This is a genomic window from Vibrio sp. HI00D65, assembly GCF_001635455.1.
Classification (GTDB): domain Bacteria; phylum Pseudomonadota; class Gammaproteobacteria; order Enterobacterales; family Vibrionaceae; genus Vibrio.
Map to the genome: position 1 here is coordinate 46,992 of NZ_LWEH01000091.1, position 22,261 is coordinate 69,252.

Here is a 22,261-nt window from a genome sequence, read left to right on the forward strand (position 1 = left end):
ATGACTTGTACTAAATTTAAATTAACAACAGTTGCATCCCTTGTTCTAGCTGCAACTAATGCCAACGCTGCGCTCTATAAGGTAGTTGAAGTAACGCCTTCGATTACCGGTGCATCTGAAATCTTCGGTGTAGCAATCCAGCCTGGCAGTGCTACCGACGGAATGAATGACCTTGCACTAGGATGTTTTGACTCAGCGGCAACAAACTGTGCTGACACCACATTCAAACTTGCTGGTGAAACTCGCAATACGCTTGAAGCGGTAAGCTATCGCGAAGAAGTGCCGTTTGCTATGGATGCTCCGTTCCAATACATTCAAGAAAGTGACGACTTTAAAAACTACTGTTACCGAGAGCTTAGATACTCAACTTGTGACAGCTGGGCTGAAAAGCGTTGGGCAACTTGGAGTAAGGAAAGAAATGATCTTACTCATGTTAATGCCAAAGCCTTTGTCGAAGATGGAATTGTAGATGATAAGCCCACATTTATAACATTTGAGAGTCGTAATACTGCTATAAACTCTTTAGATAATGATGCTAAACCATTAGGTATTAAGTCGGAAGGTGCTATCCGTAACAATGCACTTTATACTGAAGGTGTTGCACCAGATGGCACTTCTGAAACGCGTGCATGGAGAGCGATCAAGGCGAGTAACGGCACTGTTTACAACGTAGGTAGTGTATCTGTAGAAGGTCCCGACACTGATACTTCAGATACGACGTTTAGCTCAAAAGCTGCGATTTGGGACGGTACTACAACAAAAGAAATCGATTGGATTCGAAGTGGTAATGCTCAGCAGGGGGATTATTTTGCCCAAGGAAGTATGCGTTCAATAGTTGAATCAGGTTCTCGATTTTACGGTGTTGGCTATAATACAGCCGATGGTAGTGGTGACCTACAAGACATGAATGCCAGTGTTTTTGTGAGTGATTCGTTAGCTCTAACAAGTGCGACATGGACAACTAAGCAGGTTAGTGGCGCAGAAGCTAAGTCAGGCTCGTCTCGCGATGATGCGAGATACAGTAACTCCGTTGCGACTGATATTAACGACAACTTGTTCGCAGTTGGTTATGCCAAACGCAATGGTTACGTGCCAGAAAAAGGCAGTGCAGGTAATAAGATCTTTGTTGTTGAAAATGCTGCATCTCCTAAAGCGGAGTTTTTAACTGGTGGTATCTTCTTTGAAGGTTCTAGTGGTGAAGCTAAAGCGGTAAATAACTACAATGAATTTGTAGGCCAGATCGATGCTGAAACGACTCGTGAAGTTGATGGTAGTGAACGTAGACATCGTGGTTTTATCTATCCGTATAATGCGATTGGTACAGACACATCAAGAGTTGCTCTGTTTGATGGCAAAGCTTGGTGGCTAGATGATCTGACCAATGATGGTGATGCCTCTGGTGAAAACAACAAGTTTAGAATCATTGACGCAACGGACATCAACGATGCTGGTGTAATCTCAGCGACTGCGATCAAGTGTATGATCGACACCAATGGAGATGGTAGAGGAGACAAGGAACAAGCGTTCGATTCAACGTCTCACAACTCATATTGTGGTGGCGCGTCATCTAATGCAGTAGAAGAGGTGGTAGCGGTTAAGCTTGTACCTATTGCTGGTGCAACTAAAGCTGATATTCAAACTCGTAGTGCCGACTCAGATAAGGTTGACCGTCAAGGTGGTAGCCTAGGTTGGTTAACTTTGACCGTACTTGGTCTGTTAGGGTTCCGTAGAAAATTTGAATAATTTTTTCTCTTGAGCCCGAGTTCACAATTCTGAACTCGGGCTTTTTTTCGCCTTGAGAAAATTGATAACTTGGTCAATTCTTAAGTTTGGAGTCACAAAAACTCCGCAAAGTTGTAATCATTGTATGTTAGAAAAATCGAAATACCCGTATGAGGACTGCACTATGAAGAGACAAAAGCGTGATCGACTAGAACGAGCACAATCTCAAGGCTATAAAGCTGGTTTAAATGGTAGGTCACAAGAAGCTTGCCCATACAGCCAAATGGATTCTCGGTCTTATTGGTTAGGTGGCTGGCGAGATGCCAGAGATGATAAACAAGCAGGTCTCTACAAGTAGATAGAGCGTAACGAATTCAAGATCAGGGCTTCATTGTTTTAAATGCAATGGGGCCTTGTTAGTTTTAGGGTAAGGTAAAGTTTGCAACTGCAGAGAGCAATGTTTCTATGGTATTGAAGTATCATTCAATGCTGGTGGATTTGGCATATTCGTATTTTAAAAATTGGTATTGATGCACTATAACTAAACATCTCGAAGACAAAAATAAAGCAGCCAATGGCTGCTTTATTTCAATCTAGCTATTCAATCAGAATGCTGACGTATCTTGGAAAAGGCCAACTTTCAAATCTTTAGCAACATAGATCTCTTTGCCGTCAACAAGTACACGGCCGTCTGCAAGGCCCATAACTAGACGACGGTTAACAACGCGCTTCATGTGGATCTCGTATGTTACTTTTTTCGCTGTAGGTAGGATTTGACCAGTAAATTTAACTTCACCAACACCTAGAGCACGGCCTTTACCTTCTCCGCCAACCCAACCAAGGTAGAAACCAACCAGTTGCCACATAGCGTCTAGACCTAGGCACCCTGGCATTACAGGGTCACCAGGGAAGTGACAATCAAAGAACCATAGGTCAGGAGTAATATCGAGCTCAGCAAGAACCAAACCTTTACCGAAATCACCTTCAGTCTCAGACATTTTAGTGATGCGGTCCATCATCAACATGTTTGGTGCTGGTAGTTGAGGACCTTGTGGCCATAGTTCGCCTTGGCTTGAGGCTAGAAGCTCTTCGCGAGTGTAAGAATCACGTTTGTTTTGCATTATCAATTACTCCGATTTTTGATAGGTGCATCTTAGTGAACAGGTGTACGCTAAACAAGTCCGATCAGTACTAGACAAACCAGTTTTTGATGCGTCCCACAATTCCCAATGGGTGCTCATGTCTTTCAAAGTTTTCAATACGTTCCGCGATTTTGCTAAGAACGCTTTCTTCTTCATCGTCTCTAAATGGTTTGTTCATAATTAGAGGAATAGCTTCGTCTACATTTGATACAGACCAGATGTGAAATTCTTCGTTTTTGATGCTTTCGATAAGGTTTGGTTTAAGAGCAAGATGCCTTAGATTCGATTTCGGCAGAATGACGCCTTGTTTTCCAGTGAGTCCTTGGTGCTTACAAACATGGTAGAAGCCTTCGATTTTTTCATTAAGGCCACCAACGGCTTGTACACGACCAAACTGGTCGACAGCGCCTGTTACAGCAATCTGTTGGTCGATAGGGTACTCAGACAGTGCGCTTACTAGAGAGCAAAGCTCTGCGAGAGAAGCGCTGTCGCCATCCACCTCACAATACGACTGTTCAAACACGACTGATGCAGCGTATGGTAATGGATCTTCAAGGTTTAATGCACTGCTAACAAATGCCTGCATGATCATCATGCCTTTTGCATGTAGGTTACCACCAAGCTCTGCTTTACGTTCAACATCGGAAATGTCGCCATCACCAAAGTGAATAACGCATGAAATACGTGCAGGTTCACCATAAGAGATTGGGTGACCCGGCACCTCGATGACGGTGAGGCCATTTACCTGGCCAACTTGTTCACCTTCGGTTTCAATGATGACTTGGCCATCACGAATGTCATCTAGAGCGCGCTCTGGAAGGTATGATTCTCGATTGTATTTGTGTTGTTGAGCTTGTTGGATATGCTGAATATCAATTTCACCGTTGTTGGCTTCAACCAGTGCTTCGCTCAGCAATGCGTTGTGCCAAATTGGACACAGTGGAATGTAACTTTGATCTTCCGTTTCTCGTGCCCCAGCGGTCAAAATAGCCGTTAACGCGTTTTGTGTAATGTTTGGTAGATCATAACGTTGCAAGAGCCACTTAAGATAGCCAAGGTATGGAATCAAAGTTTCTTCAGATAGCTTGATGTCTTGTTCAATTTCACTGAAAAGACAAAAACCAGTATGTATATCGCTATCTAAGTAATCAAGATCACCGAGTTGCGATCTGTCTCCAACTACAACCAATTTAATATTGTATGTAAGAGGAAGCGTTGGTGATTGATTCAAGTGTTCAGGGTTACTGCTGATTGGCTCCACAGCTTCACCAAGCAGTGCTGACTTTAATAGCAACCAGCTTCCTGGATTAGCAAGAATCAAGTTGGCTGACACGATCAGATACCCATTGTTCGCTCTAGCGAGTAAACCGGGCTTGGTAGCAACAACTTTGCCATCACGTGATTGAACTTGATCAAACAGAGAGGTTGCATTCAAAGATTCGGTTTTGATAACCGGCTTTGTATCGTCATCTAATTCAGCAACTAAAGATTCAACGATTATTTGGCGATAGATCGAGTTGTCCGGGGAATTCACCAATAACACACGTGAAAGGTTAGATAAACGGATAAAGCGAGTTAACGCTTCTCTGAATCGGTGTTGAATAACTGAGAATGGGAGAGGCGAGATGTCATGGAATTGCTCTAATTGAGTGTTATATTCGTCGTACTGAGGCGTAACATGTCGCCAATCTACTTGAGTCATTTAGGTTTCTGATTAGGATAACAAGGTAGGGAGTATATAGAAAAACTGATCTCGGTTGTAGCTCTATATCGACGCGATCAATCACAGAGTGAATATAAGTATGATTTTGGTCTATTCTTTCAAGACAATAATTGTTAAATAGTCCATTTTGGGTTACGCTGTCACTAGAATTAACACGCGAGATTAGACATGAAATATCAGCAACTTGAAAACTTGGAATGTGGTTGGAAATGGAACTATCTGGTCAAAAAATGGAAAGAAGGCGAATCGATCACCTGTCATATTGATTCAAGTGAAGCTGAGGTTGCGATACAAGCGCTGTTAAAGCTTGAGCATCAACCAACTGGCGTACTTAAATGGATCTCCGAAAACATGTCTCCAGAGCTTGATAACAAGCTGAAGCAAGCGATCAGAGCGAAGCGCAAACGCCATTTTAACGCTGAGCAAGTTCATACCAAAAAGAAATCGATCGACCTCGATTATCGCGTCTGGGAAAAGCTATCCCAAAGAGCGAATGAGTTGGGCTGCACCTTGTCTGACGCCATCGAATACCTGGTAAGTGAAGCATCTCGCAGCGAACAGGCGAGTAAAACGGTAACGAGTCTTAAAGAAGATTTAAGCAAGCTTCTTTCTGACGATAAGTAACCATCAATATTTGTGGTGACGTTATGATGTATGTAATCTTAATTGGTGCAGTGTTGATATTTTGGCTGGTTGCTGTTGATAGGCCAGTGCTAAAAATAAAATTCAATGATGGGGCTATTGAGCAAGTCAAAGGTCATCTACCACCGAGTTTCAAACACAACCTTCAAGAGATTGGCCACAATAATGCGTTTAAAGGTGAACTGAAAGTATATGCGAAACGCTCTGGTTACAATCTGAAGTTCACTAAGGATGTACCAAAGAATGTTCAACAGAGAATTCGTAATGTGTTCCCGCATAACGGCTTTAAATCGAAAGGCTCAAAGAAAGCGTAATCTCTGGTAATTACGTGTTGTCTAATACAACACCATACTAAGTTAGTCCTAAACACCTCTCTATCGTCTTCATACTGTTTTCAATTTTTACGAATAGAGAACAGTATGAGATATCTATTACTTTTATTGTGTTGTTTGCCACTAATAGCATTTTCAGATGACTCTTTGATTAATCCAGTCGCAAAAAAGATCAAAACCAGCGTTCTTAAAGGTCTCAACCAGAGTCATATTGAGCTAGAAGGGTATTGTGATCTTATGATTGAGATGAAGCACGCTAAAGGTTATGCACGAATCAAAAAGGTTAAAACATCTGGAGATAGCAAAATCTGTAAAGCGGCTAAAAAGCACTTGCCGAAGTGTAAAAAGTTTAAGTACAGCTTTCCTGAGAAATATATTCGTCTCCACATATCAGAATAACCACCACCTGATGCACTATAACTAAATGATTATAATTTTAATGAAACAATTTCGTGAACCAATCTCTAATTTCTATTAATATTTAGCTCACTTATAGAGTCGGCATAGGCTGCCAAGAAGATTAGGGCAAAGGAAAGTCTCGGTTGTTGCTAGCAAATAAAAATTACCCCCCAGAAGTCATAGAGATCTCTAGAAAAGTTTCAATTAACGTTGAGACTCGTTTTACTAAGTGGTTAATATCTGAAAAGTATAAACTTGACCAATCCACGGTCGACACGCTACTTAGCTTAGAAAATAGATACTGCGAGAGCGTCATCTTTAATGAGGCAGACCGAATCTCACATAATCAACGTATTCTTTTGCGTTGTGAACAAGATAGAGTCAATGCCAAACGTGAGAAGGTAGCGGCCAAACAACAAACACTTCGTTATGTTATTGACGATGTGAGTGACGCGGCTTCAGCGCTCATGTTAGAGAAGCTTCAAAGTACACTGATAAGCCCTCTGCTCACACAATTGCCGGATTACAATCAGTTTGCGAGTGCGGCGTATTCTCCATCTTTGAACTTTTCCAAGTTACACAAAATTTCATCAGAGAGTCGGGGACTTAGCTCGAGTCTTGTTGAGTTTGTTTCCAATCGTGAGTTTACAGAGAAGTACGGCAAGAAATCGAAAATAATACTCGATCCTAAAGTTGCAGCAAGGCAAATTGGTATAGAGAACTGTCGGTTGTTGTTTCCATTATTGATGAGCCAACAGCTGATCAAGTGGAACGACGGCAATATCAAGCATATTGTACCCAAGGTTTGGCAACACTTGGTGGTGGCTTCAAATGCTACGCGTATAAGGCTACAAGAAACGTCCGTTAAAGATACGAACGTTGGTATCCTTCTTGGGGTTTTGAGAGTGTTACCTTTGTTTTTGATTTGTAATCACTTTTCTTCAACTTTCGAAGATGCCTTGGTGAAAACTATGCTCGGTTATCGAGATGCTAGTGACAGGCATGAAGAATATTACGCTTGTGCTGAAGTCATCCCAAATACTCAGTTTCTGGAGTCTATGGTAGAGCAACTTGAGCTGAAACTGCTTCAGAACCTCGTCGAATTCATTGATTGGAGTCTTGGAAACCAATTTATAAAGAGAGCGTTGTTAGAGGAAGTGAACGATATTCCAGTGTTAAAAAGAACCCTCTACGGAGCAGCACTGGCTCAAGGAAGAAAGTTCTCAATTTTTGAAGCATTGAGCAATAGTGATTTCTTTAATATTAAGCACAGACCTTATTGGTTCTGGAATGTTCAAATGTCAGCAACGACGATTGAGCAAATGCAGAATAGGGTACCAGGTAAAATCACCGACAAGATGTAATGAAAGAGCCACAATTGATGTGGCTCTTTTTCTTTTAGCTACACTGTCACCTTTGTGGTAATGACAATCCGAGGAATTATCATAGGTAGGTTTTAACAAACGACTTCAAAGGTGAATGAGTCCTGTTTGGCTATTGCTTGTTTGACTGGAATACCTAAACGTTGGCATGTCATTAGCAGTTTAAGCTTTCTATCCGCCGGAGCGTGCTCTGAGAGAATGACTGAAGTCAGGCACTGCTTGTTAAGAAACAATTTATTGCCTTTAAGCTCTTCGTTAGGCAGCACCCAGCGATATTCTCGTTCATAGCGCCAATTGGAGTGCTTTACCTTAAAGAGTTCGGTACCTAAGCGTAATGGCGGTAAATTCTCTAACAAGGGTAAACAAATATTGTTTGGATGGTTTTCATATTGGACCGCGAAGCAGTTTAGGTTTGCGTCACCCTCATAAAAGTTCAGGTCATATTCAATACACATACCTTTGAAGTTATCACCATACTGAGACCACAGTATTGGGTGATCGCTGGACTGTGAGAAACACATCACCTTAAAATCATTTTGAAGGCATTGGCTGAAGATGTGGTTAGAATCAAAAGGGTTATTAAAAGATTTAGCGTAATCAAACCACAAGGAACACTCGGATATAGATTGTATATTTCTATCATGGAGCGATCTGAACTTATAAAGTTTAGGCAACATATCAAACACCTAGTTTACAACATTGTCTGATGTTAACACTTTAATTGGTAATGCAACTCCAAATGCACAGCATTTGATTGCTTAATCAACTTATTTTTAATCATAACTGTTTGATAGATCATAATTTAAACACGAAATAGTGGCCTGTTTAGGTGGTTTATTTTGCCATACGTCGCCCTTAAGATTTCCAGAATAACGTTAAACAAGATACAACGTAACGTTTGAGTTTGTTAAATCATGACAAAGGACTTAAAACCGGTAGTAAAGCTTGCTTTGAATAGCGAAGCTTTACTCAAATGGGCTAATAACGGTTATTTGAAGGGATTAAAACTTGTAGCGAGCTCCAACGTAGGCGGTTTGCGATGAGATATCGACACTGTCGATCTCAACTCGTGCATTTCGGTAGCCAAGATGAATGTCGATATTATCTGAAACCAAGCTCAGCACCAACTTGGTATGCTGCTTCAGAGTTAGACGCAGATGCTCCCAAAGCTTTGACCTCCATATCCATAGATCCGACACCAGCCAATAGGGACACGTACAAATCTAATACGTCGCCTTCAACAATGAATTTTGGCTTGACGTTGATGAAGAAAGCCTGACCTTCGATATCCATTATCTCGTTATAAGTTACTTTGCCAAGTTTGCGGTATTCGGCTTCCAGCCCCAATTTAACAACGTCGTGTGTATTGAATTCGAAGCCTCCAACTAGGTTATAGCTGAGATCAGACAGGTCAGATGAATCTTCAATTGAACGACCAAGATATTCTGATTAGGTTTCATTATGCAAGCCGATATCTGCGCCAATATAGAATTGGCCACGCTCTTTTGAGTTCTCTTTGTCACTAGCAAGCGCGACCGAGTTCATTGCGAAAATAGAGAATAGTGATAGGGCGACCATACTGTTTTTCATATAGAACCTTTATTTAGTAAGTTATTGATTTCGCGAACATGCTATCAAACTAAAGATTTATTAGTTAATAAGAAACCTGTCTAAACATATGATTTTAATACCTTTTAGGTAATGGAAGTATCAACATCTCACATTTAAGACAAGGTATGAAAAGAGCACCAAACAAAGTGATTAATATGGATAGTAAACACGTTGCGTTGTCACTTTTACACAGTTTACTGCAGTGCAATTAACTACGGACACATTTTTAATGCTATGTAGCTTACTAAGAATCTCCTTTGAGTATCAGAAACAAGCTAATTAAGCCTGAGTAATGAGAACGATGTAAATTGATAGAGCTTGAAGCGAGCTCAACTTGCAAGAGCCCAACTAAGTAATCGGCAATCCAGATTAGGCACCAGTAATGTGTTGGAGATCTTGGAATGCGCGAGCAGTATGGGTTATTCAGGCTTTTCAGTTTGTTGAGGCCTCGGAGCTTATAACATCAAGAAGATTTTACACACAACCACTGCGTATTATGTATATTATGTTAAATGTAGCTTGGTAGTCATAAGGCAGAGCTCAATATCTGATGCCCTGCCTTCGTTTCTAGTCATCTTACACTGTGTATTTAACCATAATGGTTATTTACCATAAAATACCTAATAAACATATTACCTAATCTTCGATTAAGAATACGTTTATTAGATCTCAAGCATTAGTCTATCTATAGCTTCTGTTATTTCTTTTGTTCTTACTGGTTTGGTTACGAAATCATTCATACCAACATCTAAACATGAACATTTATCTTCAACTGATGTGTGTGCGGTCAGAGCCACAATTGGCGTTTGGATGTTTGCCTTTCTCATGTATTTGGTTGTGGTTAAACCATCCATGACCGGCATTGAAACGTCCATCAGGATTATGTCTATGGAATCTTTGTTGTCTTGTATAAAGCCTATCGCTTCTTCACCGTTACTTGTGACGAAAACTTCGTGGCCTTGCCTCGTTAGAATTAACTTAATCACCATCTGGTTTGTTGGATTGTCTTCCACGACCAGTACCGAGTATCGACTTCTGAGTTTTCTAGAACAATCACCATCTCCCAGTTGGTTGCAGCTGTTCGTCACTCTGGTGAGTACTGGTAATTGAACCTCGAACTTTGAACCTTTCCCCGGCTCACTGTCTACTGATATTCGTCCACGCATTAACTCAACTAAGCGCTTGGTGATCGCTAAACCTAACCCCGTGCCGCCAAACCTTCGCGTTATTGTGCTATCTGCTTGCACAAATGGACTGAACAACAACGATAGCTGCTGTGAGCTAATTCCAATTCCGGTATCTTCAACGGTTATATAAAACGAACTCTGCCGGTATTTTATGGAAACATGGACGTGTCCGTGCTCCGTAAATTTAATGGCATTTCCGATCAGGTTAAACAATATCTGCGCTAAACGACTTGGGTCTATATAGTGAAGTTCACCATCTGGGATATAGCTAGACACTGTGAGCTTTAGACCTTTGCTGTCTGCAGCCTTTGTTTGTTCTGACAAAACAAAAGTTACAGTGTCTCTTACGTTGCTCCATTGTGGTGCTAGCGAGAAACAACCAGATTCAATTTTGGAAAAGTCCAATACATCGCTGATGATAGCTAACAGAAGCTCAGACGATGTGCTCATATTTAGCAATATAGACTGTTGTTCTTCTGTTAGCTGGGTCGACTTTAATGTGTCGATCAGCCCAATGATGGCGTTAAGTGGCGTTCTTAATTCGTGGCTCATCATCGCGAGAAATTCTGACTTGGCTTTGTTCGCTCTTTCCGCGTCTTTCCTCGCTGTAACAAGCTCGGCGGTTCGTTCTCTAACCGTCGCTTCAAGCTTCTCCTTGTTTTCTATGTCGAAAACAGCACGCTCAATCAGTGGGCGGAATCGGTTAAGAGTTGCCTTAGTTTCAATGCTAAAATGTTTGTTATTCGAGTGAATAAAAATGATGACTGACTGTGTTAGTCCGCTGTCGATACCAGTAATCAACACTGAGTTGATTTGGTCGAGAACAATGGGATGCAAGGTGTTAAATTCACCCAGAGATTTGGGTTCAAAAAGAATGGCGCACTCACCATTGATGACTCGAGATAGCTTACCATGATCGTTCAAGACCATCTCTTCAAAGACTTTATTGTTGGTCAGTAGAGTTTTGAAATTACCTTCATTCCCTACTCTAGAGACCACGATAAAGTCGTCAAACTTAATGTACTTTTTCAACACAAACTCGAGGCTAGAAAATATCTCAGAGATGTTATTTGCCTTACTGATTGCAGAGATTGTCGATAGAATTACCCTATTCTCTTCAGCCAGCTTTCTCTCACGGGCTTTTAATTTTTGTAGTTCAATACGTGCTTCTTGCAGCGCTTCTTGACCTTCAGAACCCATTACTTTTTTAACCTATAAAACGTTGCTGACGACACCATTAAATTACCGTGTGCATTCTCTCCACCTGAAAGTCTTCCTTGCTCACCAAATGTGAATGGACATATGTAAGGGAGTCCATTAAGTGCTTGATTTATTTGGTCGCAAACCTCATCCATGTCTTGCTTTAGATTGAGCATTGGCCCTGCGCAAAAGATGTTAATCGCTCCTAATTTTTCTTCCAGTTCCATATCATTGTAGTAAGACGAATGAATGATATTAGCGGCACGGGTTATCAACTGCTGTTTGCAGCCTTGCATTAAATAAATGGTATCGCCTTCATTGATATCCGTAAAGAGTTCAATACCGTTACACTCAGTTTCTCGAATAGAGTGAGAGAGTTTGAAATACGGATAGTTGTATGATGTACCGACTTTCCGGCCTAGTGGATAGACAGAAGATTTTTCAAAGATATAGCCGTCGTCACTACCACCTACATGGAAATTAGTCCATTCATTGTAAACCGTGGCAGCTGTTCTGTGGTCTATCTCGAGCAGGATTCTATCTCTTACTTTTGTTACGGTCCCTGAGTAACGCGTAGGTGTGTGTCCTGCACTGAATGACGAATGGATAGACTGAGAGGAGAAAAAGACAGTTAGTGAAACGCCATTAATTGAGAGTGACTCTTCAGTAAATATACTCCAGTTTCCAGACACCTGATTGTCGGCTGCGCTACCGCCGATGATAGGTACTTGAGTGCCGAATTTACTGTCGATGGCTGCCATAACCTTCTCCTCGTTGCCGGGAGTAGAATGAAGCAAGATCAAGTCTGGAATTTCACCTTCACGGTTGGCGTTTTTTAGCGCTGAATCTATTGCGTCGAAGGTACTTTGTTCGACGGATTGACTGAAGTGCTTAATGCCGGTTCCGTATGCATTGATACCAGAATCGTAGATGATGAGTACACCGATTACAGGGCCTGAATGGAATCCAGTTTCAGTCATGATTCCATGGCATGTCGTGCATCCATGAATTGGAATATTAGGCAGAGCATCTACGAAATATCTCTGCACAGCGAGCGTGGAGTACTCTTCTGTGCAGTAGCAGATGAGACAAGCGATGTCCTCGGGGTTTTCTACCCCAAGAAGCAGTTCATCTACGGCGATTTTATCATCTAGAGAATAAGAGACTTTTGATAGAAATTTCATAGAGTTCTGGAAACTTTGTTAATGTTGTCTTTATAACACTTTGATGCACAGGGTTTCACTGGTTTAGTCAATATTTCTATCAAAGAGCGAGGTGTTGCTCAGTTTTGAGTTTTATTCTTTAGCGAGATTTACTGTATACGTCATGACCTGTTGTGGAAATGTAACCGTTATTGAGGAGGTCTTATCATTGGTTTGTAAAAGCCAAGATGACGCCCCTTTCGATTCCAAAACTCCGTTACCATCGTAGCTAATGATGAATTTGCCAGTTTTAGATGTTTCAATCGAATATCCCTGACTATCGCCCGAAATCGAAACATTATTATTATCAATACCAAATTCACAAGGTTTTGAAACTATACAGGTTATTGTCTCGGTATTATCGTATGTCACTGTTCTCCAAGTAAATGCAGCTAATAAAACAACCAACATGACGATAATTTGAACAAGCCTGCCTTTCGTTAGCTTTTGTGCCGCCATTATAATCTTTACTCCTTGTTACAAAGTTCAAAGTTTTTAAATAAAAATCCAATTCCAGACCAAGCGTAAGGTTACTACTCTGTCATTGATTTGTTAATTCAAGTATAGTGTCGCGTTGAAAATGCCACTTTTTTTAAAAATCAGCAAGTGGAAATAAGGTCCTGAATAGGCTGAATTTCCTTTTCTAATTTGGGTGGCATTACGACGTGAGTCGTGTTGGAAGTAAAGTGTAGTAAATAAGAAATTGGAAGCATGCAAATGAGCCAAGAAAAGCAGCTTGAACAAAACTACAACTATACGGTCGTCCGTCAGTTTACCCTAGTTACAATTTTGTGGGGTATTGTCGGCATGGGCGTTGGTGTTTTGATTGCCGCTCAATTAGTTTGGCCACAGCTAAACTTTGATACGCCGTGGTTGACGTACAGTCGTTTACGTCCCCTGCATACTAATGCGGTTATTTTTGCGTTTGGTACAAGTGCGCTGTTTGCAACATCATATTATGTTGTGCAACGTACCTGTCAGACGCGTCTCTTTGGTGGCCCTCTCGTAGCCTTCACCTTTTGGGGTTGGCAAGCGATTATCCTGTCGGCTGCAATTACTCTACCGTTAGGTTTAACCTCTGGTAAAGAATATGCAGAACTAGAATGGCCAATCGATATTGCTATTACTCTTGTGTGGGTAGCTTATGCAATCGTGTTCTTCGGAACCATGATTAAACGTAAGACATCACACATTTACGTAGCGAACTGGTTCTTCGGAGCCTTCATCATCACTGTTGCCGTATTGCACATCGTTAACAGCCTAGCTGTTCCTGTATCTGCGTTTAAGTCGTACTCGATTTACTCAGGTGCAATTGATGCAATGGTGCAATGGTGGTACGGACACAATGCGGTAGGCTTCCTATTGACAGCTGGCTTCCTAGGTATGATGTACTACTTCGTTCCTAAACAAGCTGGTCGCCCTGTTTATTCTTACCGTTTGTCGATCGTTCACTTCTGGGCACTTGTGTCTCTGTATATCTGGGCTGGTCCTCACCACCTACACTACACTGCACTTCCAGACTGGACTCAGTCTCTAGGTATGGTTATGTCTTTGGTTCTGTTTGCTCCTTCTTGGGGTGGCATGATCAACGGTATCATGACTCTATCTGGTGCGTGGCATAAGCTTCGTTACGACCCTATCCTACGTTTCCTAATCGTTTCTCTATCATTCTACGGCATGTCGACTTTCGAAGGCCCAATGATGGCAATCAAAACGGTTAACGCGCTATCTCACTACACGGACTGGACTATCGGTCACGTTCACTCTGGTGCGTTAGGTTGGGTTGCAATGGTTTCTATCGGTTCGGTTTATCACTTAGTTCCTAAGCTATTTGGTCAAGAGCGTATGTACTCTGTATCTCTAATCAATGTTCACTTCTGGTTAGCAACGATTGGTACGGTTTTCTATATTGTTGCAATGTGGATCTCTGGTGTGATGCAAGGTCTGATGTGGCGTGCAGTTAACTCTGACGGTACATTAACTTACAGCTTCGTTGAATCTGTAGAAGCGTCTTACCCGTTCTACTTTGTACGTTTCCTAGGTGGTTTCATCTTCCTATCTGGTATGTTGTTACTGGCATACAACACGTACAAAACTGTTTCTGCACCTAAAGATAGCCTTAAAGCTATCCTTCAACCAGCTTAAGGAGATTTAGAATGAGCTCAAATTCAAATAATCGCCATGAGTTGGTAGAGAAAAACGTCGGCCTATTAGCGATCTTAATCGTTATTGCTATCAGTTTTGGTGCTTTAGTAGAAATCACCCCTCTTATCTTCCAAAAGCAGACAACGGAACCTGTAGAAAACCTACGCGTTTATTCTGCTCTGGAAATGGAAGGTCGTGATATCTACATTCGTGAAGGTTGTAACGTGTGTCACAGCCAAATGATTCGTCCTTTCCGCTCTGAGACTGAACGTTACGGCCACTACTCTGTAGCTGGCGAAAGTGTTTGGGAACACCCATTCCTATGGGGCTCAAAGCGTACAGGCCCTGATCTAGCTCGTGTAGGTGAACGTTACTCTGATGAATGGCACCGTGTCCACCTTATGGACCCTCGCGAACTTGTTCCTGAATCAAACATGCCTGGTTTCCCATGGCTTGCTGAAAATGTACTTGATGGCAAATTGACTCAAAATAAGCTAGAACTTTTCCGTAACCAATTTGGTGTTCCTTACACAGATAAACAAATTGCTAACGCTAAACAAGATGTTGAAGGAAAAACAGAGATGGATGCAATCATCGCTTACCTTCAATCGCTTGGTCACGCAATGAAATAAGGAATGATTATGGACATTATTACATTTCAAAGTATTTGGACTGTGATCGTTTTTGCTTGCTTTCTCGGGATCGTTTGGTGGGCATATGGCAAGAACCGAAAATCACGTTTCGACGAAGACGCGAACCTAGTGTTTGCTGACGACGAGCCAGCAACGAGTTCTAAAAATGAAGGAGTGACAAGGTAATGAGTACATTCTGGAGTATTTGGGTTAGTGTTATTACTATTGGTACCCTAATTGGTTGTGCTGCCTTGCTTCGTTGGTGTTTTAGAGATAAAACTGGCGTAGAAGTAGGTCAAGATATGGGCCATGAATACGATGGTATTCGTGAGCTTAACAACCCACTACCAAAATGGTGGACATATCTTTTCATTAGTACGATTGTTTTCTCAGCGATTTATCTTGCTCTATACCCTGGCCTAGGTAATTTTAAAGGTCTTCTGGGGTGGACTAGCTCGAATCAAACTGTACGTAGCGTTGAGGAATCTCGTTCTGCCATTTCTGCTGCACAAGCAAATAAGCAGTTGGATGAGTACGCAAAAGAGCTTGATGATGCAGACACCTACTTTGGTGCGGCATTCAGAAAGCTGGCTCACGACGAAAATGGTTTACGTTCAATCCCTGACATTGCATCAGATGCTGATGCGATCAAAGTGGGTCAACGTTTGTTCCTGCAAAACTGTTCTCAATGTCACGGCTCTGATGCGCGTGGTCAGAAAGGTTTTCCTAACCTAACTGATGATGCATGGTTATATGGTGGTGAGCCTGAGGCTATCGTCACAACAATTATGCATGGTCGTGTTGGTCAAATGCCAGCTTGGAAGGACGCACTCGGTGAGCAAGGTGTAAAAGAAGTTGTAAGTTATACTCTTAGCCTATCTGGTCGTAGTGTAAATGCGCGTGAAGCTGCTGCTGGTAAAGCTCGCTTCGTAGTGTGTGCAGCATGTCACGGCACTGATGGTAAGGGTAACCCTGCTGTTGGCGCTCCTGACTTAACTGACCGAGATTGGTTATTTGGCGATTCTCGTGCAGACGTAACTGAAACAGTTATGTACGGTCGTTCTGGCGTAATGCCTGCTTGGAAAGACATTCTAGGTGAAGACAAAGTACAGCTCGTTGCATCTTACGTTTGGAGCTTAAGCAACTCAGATAATAAGTAACATTTCAATAACAGCCTCTTTCTAAGAGGCTGTCTTTCCTTTATTTTATAGCCTCTTCTTTTTATTCTTTTTTGAGATTTTTTTATGGTAAAGCCTTGGTATAAACAGTTTTGGCCGTGGTTCTTAATCGCGTTGCCAGCGACAGTAGTTATTTGGACCATTATGACGGTTATTGTGTTTACACAGAACTCTGTAGACTTAGTGACTGAGGATTACTATAAAAAAGGAAAAGGCATTAATGTCGACATTTCAAAAGTAAATATCGCCGAAGAGCTGGGCCTATCGGCTTCACTTAATGAGAAAGGCAACTCTATCATCATAACATTAGACAAAGGTAAACTTAAACACTTCCCTGCCATCAGCGCAATGTTCGTCCACAGAACGCTCCCAGACCGTGATTTCACTCAGCTACTAACCGCTGATGCGAGAGGAAACTACACACTGACTCTGGACCATCACTTAGAAGGCCCATGGTTTATTGAGCTGACTCCACATGACGAAGAATGGCTAGTTCAAGGTCGTATGAACTTCCCGATTGAAACTCCTACTCAACTAACGAACTAAAGCTTATGTGTGAATCCTGTTATCACTGCGGTGAAGATGTACCAGCGGAAACGGATTTTGAAGTCGAGATCTTAGGATCGCCTCGTAAGATGTGTTGTCCGGGTTGCGAGACGGTAGCTCAGACAATCGTTGATAGCGGTTTGGTTTCTTACTACCAATACCGCACCGCCCCTGCTGAGAAAGCGGATCTGGTGCCAGAGCAGCTTCTGGCACTCAGTCATTATGATAATGAAGACGTGCAACTGGAGTTTGTAAGAAACTCTGAGAACGTCTCTGAGGTGACATTGTCGCTTGAAGGTGTCTCATGTGCGGCTTGTGCATGGCTCATCGAGAAACAAGTCTCTTCAAAACAAGGTGTAGGTAGCATTCGTGTGAATACGACCACCAACCGCGCCCTACTTAACTGGGATAACACGCAAGTTAAACTGAGTGAATTGTTGTCAGCAATCCATACTCTAGGTTATAAAGCCGCGCCTTTTGAAGCTGATCAACAAGAAGCCGCCTACCACCGATCGATGAAAAACTACCTATACCGCCTCGGTGTTGCTGGCTTGGCAACCATGCAGGTAATGATGCTTGCAGTGGCTTTATATCTTGAAGTGTTTGGCAACCTCGAACCAGAGTTTAAAAACTACTTCCGTTGGGTAAGCCTTATTTTTGCTACACCTGTGTTGCTCTATTCTGCTTTGCCGTTCTATATCAATGCATGGCGCAGTATTAAGGGGCGAACGCTGGGTATGGATGTGCCTGTCTCGATCGCTCTGCTGTTTGCCTACGTGGCAAGCTTGGTCGCAACCGTGACAGAGAAAGGAGAAGTTTTCTTCGAATCTATTTCTATGTTCACTTTCTTCCTACTGCTTGGTCGTTTCTTAGAGATGAGAGCTCGTCGTAAAGCAGCGGCTGCGAGTGGTAACCTGCTTAAGCTAGTCCCTGCAATGGCGACAACACTAGACGGCGAGCAAGTGCCAGTGAAAACCCTAAAAGTAGGCGACAAGATCCGCGTACTTCCGGGCGAACACATCCCTGCGGATGGCAAAGTACTTTCGGGCCGAGTTCATATTGATGAATCTATGTTGACTGGCGAATCTATCCATGTCGTGAAAAACGAAGGCGATACAGTTTACGCTGGTACGTTGAATGGCGATGAGTCATTTGAACTGGAAGTGATGACATCAAAAGCGGACTCCGTGATCTCCAATATTGTTCGTCTGCAAGATGAAGCCCAGTTATCCAAGCCTCGTATTGCGGAAATTGCGGATATTGTGGCTCGTTACTTTGTAGCGGTTATCTTGATTATCTCTTTCGGTACTTGGTTCTACTGGCACCAAACTCGTCCAGAAGACGCATTCTGGATCATGTTGTCTGTACTGGTTGCGACTTGTCCATGTGCTCTTTCACTGGCGACACCGACTGCGATTACTTGTTCAACTTCCCGTATGGGTAAATTTGGTATTTTGCTTCGTAAAGGCCATGTGTTCGAAACCTTGTGCAAAGTTAACCACTTGATCATCGATAAAACGGGTACATTGACTGAGGGTGATATTCGTATCAGCCGTGTGGAAACTTTCTCAGAGCTTGATAAAGAGACGTGTTTAAAAGTGGCTGCGAGCCTAGAACGGCATGCTAATCACCCTATTGCGAAAGCATTCAAGACTCACGTGTCCGATAATGTTGAAGTCAATTCCGTAAACAACGTTATCGGTTCGGGTATTACTGGTGAGTTGAACGGTCAAGAGGTAGCGATCGGTAGTAGTGAGTTTATTCTTGGTGAAACTCAACCGACGCAAAGTAACGGCATTTACTTGTCGATGGCGGGACGTCATATCGCTACCTTTACTTATGAAGATCCGATTCGTAAGGAAAGCATTGAGTTCATCCAAAAGTTCAAAGAAGCGGGTATTAAAACTACTCTGCTGACGGGTGACTCCTTGATTAATGCGAAGTCTGTTGCTGAAGAAATCGGTATTACCGACATCGTTGCGAATGCTAAGCCTGAGGATAAGCTTGCTTACCTTAACTCTCGTGATGAGAAAGACATCACCATGATGGTCGGCGACGGTATTAACGATGCGCCTATTCTTGCGGGTGCTCACCTTTCTGTCGCAATGGGCGGCGGAACAGATGTAGCAAAAGCCTCTGCAGACATGGTTTTATTGGGTGACAAGCTCGATAGGTTACTTAAGTCCCGTACATTGGCGCTAAAAACGCGTAAGATAATCCGCGAAAACCTAGCATGGTCATTGGGATATAACCTATTTATCCTTCCGTTGGCTGTAGCAGGTTTGGTTGCTCCATACATTGCCGTTGTTGGCATGTCTGCAAGCTCTATTATTGTTGTGTCGAACTCGTTAAGGCTTTTAAAAGAGCAAGGTAAATAATGGAAAGTTTATATATCCTGATTCCCATTGCGATTGTGCTGGTGTGCATCGCTGTTGGTATATTTCTATGGGCGGTGAAGAGCGAACAGTTTGAAGACCTGGAGCGTCAAGGTCACAACATTTTGTTTGACGAAGACGAAAAAGCCCATGATCACTCTGACAGCAAGCCTGTGAAGAATGTCAAAGCTAGTACTGAATCCCCAACCAACCTAGATAAAAAGAACGATGACGCCTGATTGGATCGGAGCCTTTGTTGTCGGACTGATCGGCGCGGGCCACTGCATGGGAATGTGTGGTGGTATTGCGTCGCTCCTTTCAATCGGCAATACTAAACCTTCCCCGGTTATTCCCCTATTTTACAACCTTGGTCGCCTACTCAGCTATGCCCTTATTGGTGCTGTGATCGGCGGTGCAATCTCTTCAATCGGTCAACTTAGCGATTTCAACGCGCTACTTAATTGGCTTCGTTTGTTCGCTGCCATCTTTATGATAATTCTGGGGCTGTATATCGGTAAGTGGTGGTTTGGCTTGCTGTTCTTTGAGAAGGCTGGTCAGAAGCTGTGGCGTTATATTTCACCAGTCGGTAAGTCTTTCCTCCCACTCAAGCATCCAAGCCATGCTCTGCCGTTTGGTTTCATTTGGGGATGGCTACCGTGTGGTCTGGTCTACTCTATGCTGACCTGGGCGGCTGTGTCAGGCAGTTGGTATAATGGAGCTGGAATTATGCTTGCATTTGGCTTAGGTACGCTTCCAGCGATGCTGACGGTTGGTATGGGTGCAAGCTTCCTCAAGAAATTGCAACAAGCTGACTTATTTCGTCAACTCGGTGCGCTTTTAATCTTGATTTACGGTTTCTACACTGGATATATGTCACTGCAGCTCATTATTTATACCATATAGCCACTCTTTAAATCCGGTTTTTTTACTACCCAACTGGATAAAGGAATGCTAAAATATTGACGTATATCAAATAGTGAAAGATTGTTATGATTTCTGAAAAGCCTGTAACGAAACGTGTCCAATCTGGTGGCTGTGCGATCCATTGCCAGGATTGTAGTATTAGCCAACTTTGTATTCCGTTCACTTTGAATGAATCTGAACTTGATCAACTTGATCAGATCATTGAGAGAAAAAAGCCTATTCAAAAAGGCCAAGAGTTATTTAAAGCCGGTGACGAGCTTAAATCTCTCTATGCTATTCGCTCTGGAACGATCAAGAGCTACACGATTACCGAGCAAGGTGACGAACAGATTACTGCATTCCACCTAGCGGGCGATCTTGTGGGCTTTGATGCAATTACTGGTGACCTACACCCTAGTTTCGCACAAGCACTAGAAACTTCTATGGTATGTGAAATCCCATACGAGATTCTTGATGACCTATCAGGAAAAATGCCTAAGTTGCGTCAGCAAATTATGCGCCTGATGAGTAACGAGATCAAAGGCGACCAAGAAATGATTCTGCTTCTTTCCAAAAAGAATGCAGAAGAGCGTCTTGCTGCATTCCTTTACAATCTTTCAACTCGCTTCTCTCAACGTGGTTTCAGCCCACGTGAGTTCCGCTTAACTATGACTCGTGGCGATATTGGTAACTACCTAGGTTTAACGGTTGAAACTATTAGCCGTCTTTTAGGTCGTTTCCAAAAAGCAGACATTCTGAGCGTTAAAGGCAAATATATCACTATCGAAGATCACGATGCGCTGATGGAACTTGCTGGCGTTTCAAAAGAATAGTCTAGATATCAAGGATGTAGTTCAATAATGAGCTACATCATGTTTCTCCCTTAAAACCTCTTTTATTTCTCTTAATCTCTCCATAACTACGCTACATTATTTATATGTTCGGTCTGAAAAGTAGGCTTAGTTATGAGTATCTATAACAAAATTTTAGTTGTCGCAGACATTAATCATGATGAGCAACCTGCTCTAGTTCGTGCTATCCAACTTGCTAAGAAAAGCACCTCAACGAGCCATATCACTTTCTTTTTGTCTATCTACGATTTCTCGTATGAAATGACATCTATGCTTTCTGTCGATGAAAGAGATGCAATGCGCAAAGGTGTTATCCATCAGCGTGAAATCTGGATGAATAAAGTTGCACAGCCTTACCTAGATGATTCTATTGAATTTAATGTTCAAGTGGTTTGGCATAACCGCCCTTACGAAGCCATCATTGCCGAAGTTTATAGCGGTGGTCACGATATTTTGATTAAGGGAACGCGCAAGCACGATACTTTGGAATCAGTTATCTTCACACCAACTGATTGGCACCTATTGAGAAAATGCCCTAGCCCTGTACTGCTTGTTAAAAACGATTTCTGGCCAGAGCACGCAAAAATTTATGCGTCCGTTCACGTAGGCTCAGAGACGGAAGCGCACCTAGAGCTGAATGATACTATGGTCGATCGACTCCTCGAAATAACTGGTCGTCTGGATGCGGAACCTTTCTTAGTGAACGCTTACCCAGTCACTCCGGCAAATATAACGATTGAGCTGCCTGAGTTTGACCCAACTTCTTACACTGATGCGGTTCGCGGTCATCACTTAACGGCGATGAAGGCACTGCGTCAGAAGCACAGTATGTGTGAAGAGCAGACCGTTGTTGAACAAGGCTTGCCTGAAGATGTCATTCCACGTGTCGCGTCTGAGAACAACGCTGCAATGGTAATCTTGGGTACAACCGGTCGTACGGGGCTATCTGCGGTGTTTATTGGTAATACGGCGGAGCATGTTATCGATAAGATTAACTGTGATGTTTTGGCGCTTAAGCCATCTGGTTACGTTAGCCCGCTCGACCCTAACCTTTCGAAAGGTTAATGCACCCAAGCAGACGAACTTAAC

22 protein-coding genes and 1 pseudogene are annotated in these 22,261 nt (G+C 42.5%); 16 read left to right on the forward strand and 7 right to left on the reverse strand.

Annotated elements, in window-relative coordinates:
• Together A3712_RS08825 and rmf are read left to right on the forward strand one after the other, a co-directional pair.
• Entirely contained in the window at nucleotides 1-1,743 is a 1,743-nt protein-coding gene (locus tag A3712_RS08825; RefSeq protein ID WP_063523123.1) for a DUF3466 family protein, read from the forward strand.
• Between the two features lie 163 nt (nucleotides 1,744-1,906).
• On the forward strand, nucleotides 1,907-2,080 hold the full coding sequence (gene rmf / locus A3712_RS08830) for a ribosome modulation factor (protein WP_004742306.1): 174 nt from the start codon (nucleotides 1,907-1,909) through the stop codon (nucleotides 2,078-2,080).
• 247 nt (nucleotides 2,081-2,327) lie between these two features.
• Here the strand turns inward: rmf and fabA are convergent, their stop codons facing one another.
• Both fabA and A3712_RS08840 read right to left on the reverse strand, forming a co-directional pair.
• The gene (gene fabA / locus A3712_RS08835; RefSeq protein ID WP_004742305.1) at nucleotides 2,328-2,843 is read right to left on the reverse strand and encodes a bifunctional 3-hydroxydecanoyl-ACP dehydratase/trans-2-decenoyl-ACP isomerase; all 516 of its coding nucleotides are present in this window, start codon (nucleotides 2,841-2,843) and stop codon (nucleotides 2,328-2,330) included.
• A 70-nt stretch (nucleotides 2,844-2,913) separates the two neighbouring features.
• Nucleotides 2,914-4,566: an AAA family ATPase gene (locus A3712_RS08840; protein ID WP_063523124.1), complete on the reverse strand. Its 1,653-nt coding sequence runs from the start codon at nucleotides 4,564-4,566 to the stop codon at nucleotides 2,914-2,916.
• 189 nt (nucleotides 4,567-4,755) lie between these two features.
• Between A3712_RS08840 and matP the strand changes: the two genes are divergently transcribed.
• From matP to A3712_RS08860, 4 genes are all read left to right on the forward strand, one after another.
• Nucleotides 4,756-5,211 carry a macrodomain Ter protein MatP gene (gene matP, locus A3712_RS08845; RefSeq protein ID WP_063523125.1) on the forward strand — a complete coding sequence of 152 codons (456 nt, stop codon included), beginning with the start codon at nucleotides 4,756-4,758 and terminating at the stop codon, nucleotides 5,209-5,211.
• Nucleotides 5,212-5,234: 23 nt separating this feature from the next.
• On the forward strand, nucleotides 5,235-5,543 hold the full coding sequence (locus A3712_RS08850) for a DUF3634 family protein (RefSeq protein WP_063523126.1): 309 nt from the start codon (nucleotides 5,235-5,237) through the stop codon (nucleotides 5,541-5,543).
• 105 nt (nucleotides 5,544-5,648) lie between these two features.
• Nucleotides 5,649-5,960: a hypothetical protein gene (locus tag A3712_RS08855; RefSeq protein ID WP_063523127.1), complete on the forward strand. Its 312-nt coding sequence runs from the start codon at nucleotides 5,649-5,651 to the stop codon at nucleotides 5,958-5,960.
• A gap of 143 nt (nucleotides 5,961-6,103) precedes the next feature.
• On the forward strand, nucleotides 6,104-7,324 hold the full coding sequence (locus A3712_RS08860; RefSeq protein WP_063523128.1) for a hypothetical protein: 1,221 nt from the start codon (nucleotides 6,104-6,106) through the stop codon (nucleotides 7,322-7,324).
• 92 nt (nucleotides 7,325-7,416) lie between these two features.
• Here the strand turns inward: A3712_RS08860 and A3712_RS08865 are convergent, their stop codons facing one another.
• From A3712_RS08865 to A3712_RS08885, 5 genes and pseudogenes are all read right to left on the reverse strand, one after another.
• Nucleotides 7,417-8,019 (reverse strand): DUF2971 domain-containing protein, encoded by a 603-nt coding sequence (locus tag A3712_RS08865; RefSeq protein WP_063523129.1) that lies wholly within the window; start codon nucleotides 8,017-8,019, stop codon nucleotides 7,417-7,419.
• Between the two features lie 324 nt (nucleotides 8,020-8,343).
• Nucleotides 8,344-8,932, reverse strand: a pseudogene (locus A3712_RS08870) (outer membrane beta-barrel protein).
• A 683-nt stretch (nucleotides 8,933-9,615) separates the two neighbouring features.
• A complete protein-coding gene (locus A3712_RS08875; protein ID WP_063523130.1) occupies nucleotides 9,616-11,340 on the reverse strand; it encodes an ATP-binding protein in 1,725 nt (574 codons plus the stop codon).
• Entirely contained in the window at nucleotides 11,340-12,524 is a 1,185-nt protein-coding gene (locus A3712_RS08880; RefSeq protein WP_063523131.1) for an FIST signal transduction protein, read from the reverse strand. The genes A3712_RS08875 and A3712_RS08880 overlap by 1 nt, the downstream gene beginning before the upstream one ends.
• Nucleotides 12,525-12,635: 111 nt before the next feature.
• Nucleotides 12,636-13,001 (reverse strand): hypothetical protein, encoded by a 366-nt coding sequence (locus A3712_RS08885; protein WP_063523132.1) that lies wholly within the window; start codon nucleotides 12,999-13,001, stop codon nucleotides 12,636-12,638.
• A 258-nt stretch (nucleotides 13,002-13,259) separates the two neighbouring features.
• Between A3712_RS08885 and ccoN the strand changes: the two genes are divergently transcribed.
• The 10 genes from ccoN to uspE all read left to right on the forward strand — a co-directional run bounded on the left by ccoN (nucleotide 13,260) and on the right by uspE (nucleotide 22,237).
• Entirely contained in the window at nucleotides 13,260-14,687 is a 1,428-nt protein-coding gene (gene ccoN, locus A3712_RS08890; RefSeq protein WP_063523295.1) for a cytochrome-c oxidase, cbb3-type subunit I, read from the forward strand.
• An 11-nt stretch (nucleotides 14,688-14,698) separates the two neighbouring features.
• A complete protein-coding gene (gene ccoO / locus A3712_RS08895) occupies nucleotides 14,699-15,319 on the forward strand; it encodes a cytochrome-c oxidase, cbb3-type subunit II (RefSeq protein ID WP_063523133.1) in 621 nt (206 codons plus the stop codon).
• A gap of 9 nt (nucleotides 15,320-15,328) precedes the next feature.
• Nucleotides 15,329-15,505 carry a CcoQ/FixQ family Cbb3-type cytochrome c oxidase assembly chaperone gene (locus tag A3712_RS08900; protein ID WP_063523134.1) on the forward strand — a complete coding sequence of 59 codons (177 nt, stop codon included), beginning with the start codon at nucleotides 15,329-15,331 and terminating at the stop codon, nucleotides 15,503-15,505.
• On the forward strand, nucleotides 15,505-16,479 hold the full coding sequence (gene ccoP / locus A3712_RS08905) for a cytochrome-c oxidase, cbb3-type subunit III (protein ID WP_063523135.1): 975 nt from the start codon (nucleotides 15,505-15,507) through the stop codon (nucleotides 16,477-16,479). The genes A3712_RS08900 and ccoP overlap by 1 nt, the downstream gene beginning before the upstream one ends.
• A gap of 84 nt (nucleotides 16,480-16,563) precedes the next feature.
• The gene (locus A3712_RS08910; RefSeq protein ID WP_063523136.1) at nucleotides 16,564-17,043 is read left to right on the forward strand and encodes a FixH family protein; all 480 of its coding nucleotides are present in this window, start codon (nucleotides 16,564-16,566) and stop codon (nucleotides 17,041-17,043) included.
• Nucleotides 17,044-17,048: 5 nt separating this feature from the next.
• A complete protein-coding gene (locus tag A3712_RS08915; RefSeq protein WP_063523137.1) occupies nucleotides 17,049-19,421 on the forward strand; it encodes a heavy metal translocating P-type ATPase in 2,373 nt (790 codons plus the stop codon).
• Nucleotides 19,421-19,657, forward strand: coding sequence for a cbb3-type cytochrome oxidase assembly protein CcoS (ccoS, locus tag A3712_RS08920; RefSeq protein ID WP_063523138.1), 237 nt, complete (start codon nucleotides 19,421-19,423; stop codon nucleotides 19,655-19,657). Before A3712_RS08915 ends, ccoS begins: the two co-directional genes overlap by 1 nt.
• Entirely contained in the window at nucleotides 19,647-20,321 is a 675-nt protein-coding gene (locus A3712_RS08925; RefSeq protein WP_063523139.1) for a sulfite exporter TauE/SafE family protein, read from the forward strand. The genes ccoS and A3712_RS08925 overlap by 11 nt, the downstream gene beginning before the upstream one ends.
• Before the next feature lie 86 nt (nucleotides 20,322-20,407).
• The gene (locus A3712_RS08930; RefSeq protein ID WP_017632474.1) at nucleotides 20,408-21,154 is read left to right on the forward strand and encodes an FNR family transcription factor; all 747 of its coding nucleotides are present in this window, start codon (nucleotides 20,408-20,410) and stop codon (nucleotides 21,152-21,154) included.
• Nucleotides 21,155-21,286: 132 nt separating this feature from the next.
• Nucleotides 21,287-22,237 (forward strand): universal stress protein UspE, encoded by a 951-nt coding sequence (gene uspE, locus A3712_RS08935; RefSeq protein WP_063523140.1) that lies wholly within the window; start codon nucleotides 21,287-21,289, stop codon nucleotides 22,235-22,237.
• Nucleotides 22,238-22,261 lie beyond the last annotated feature (24 nt).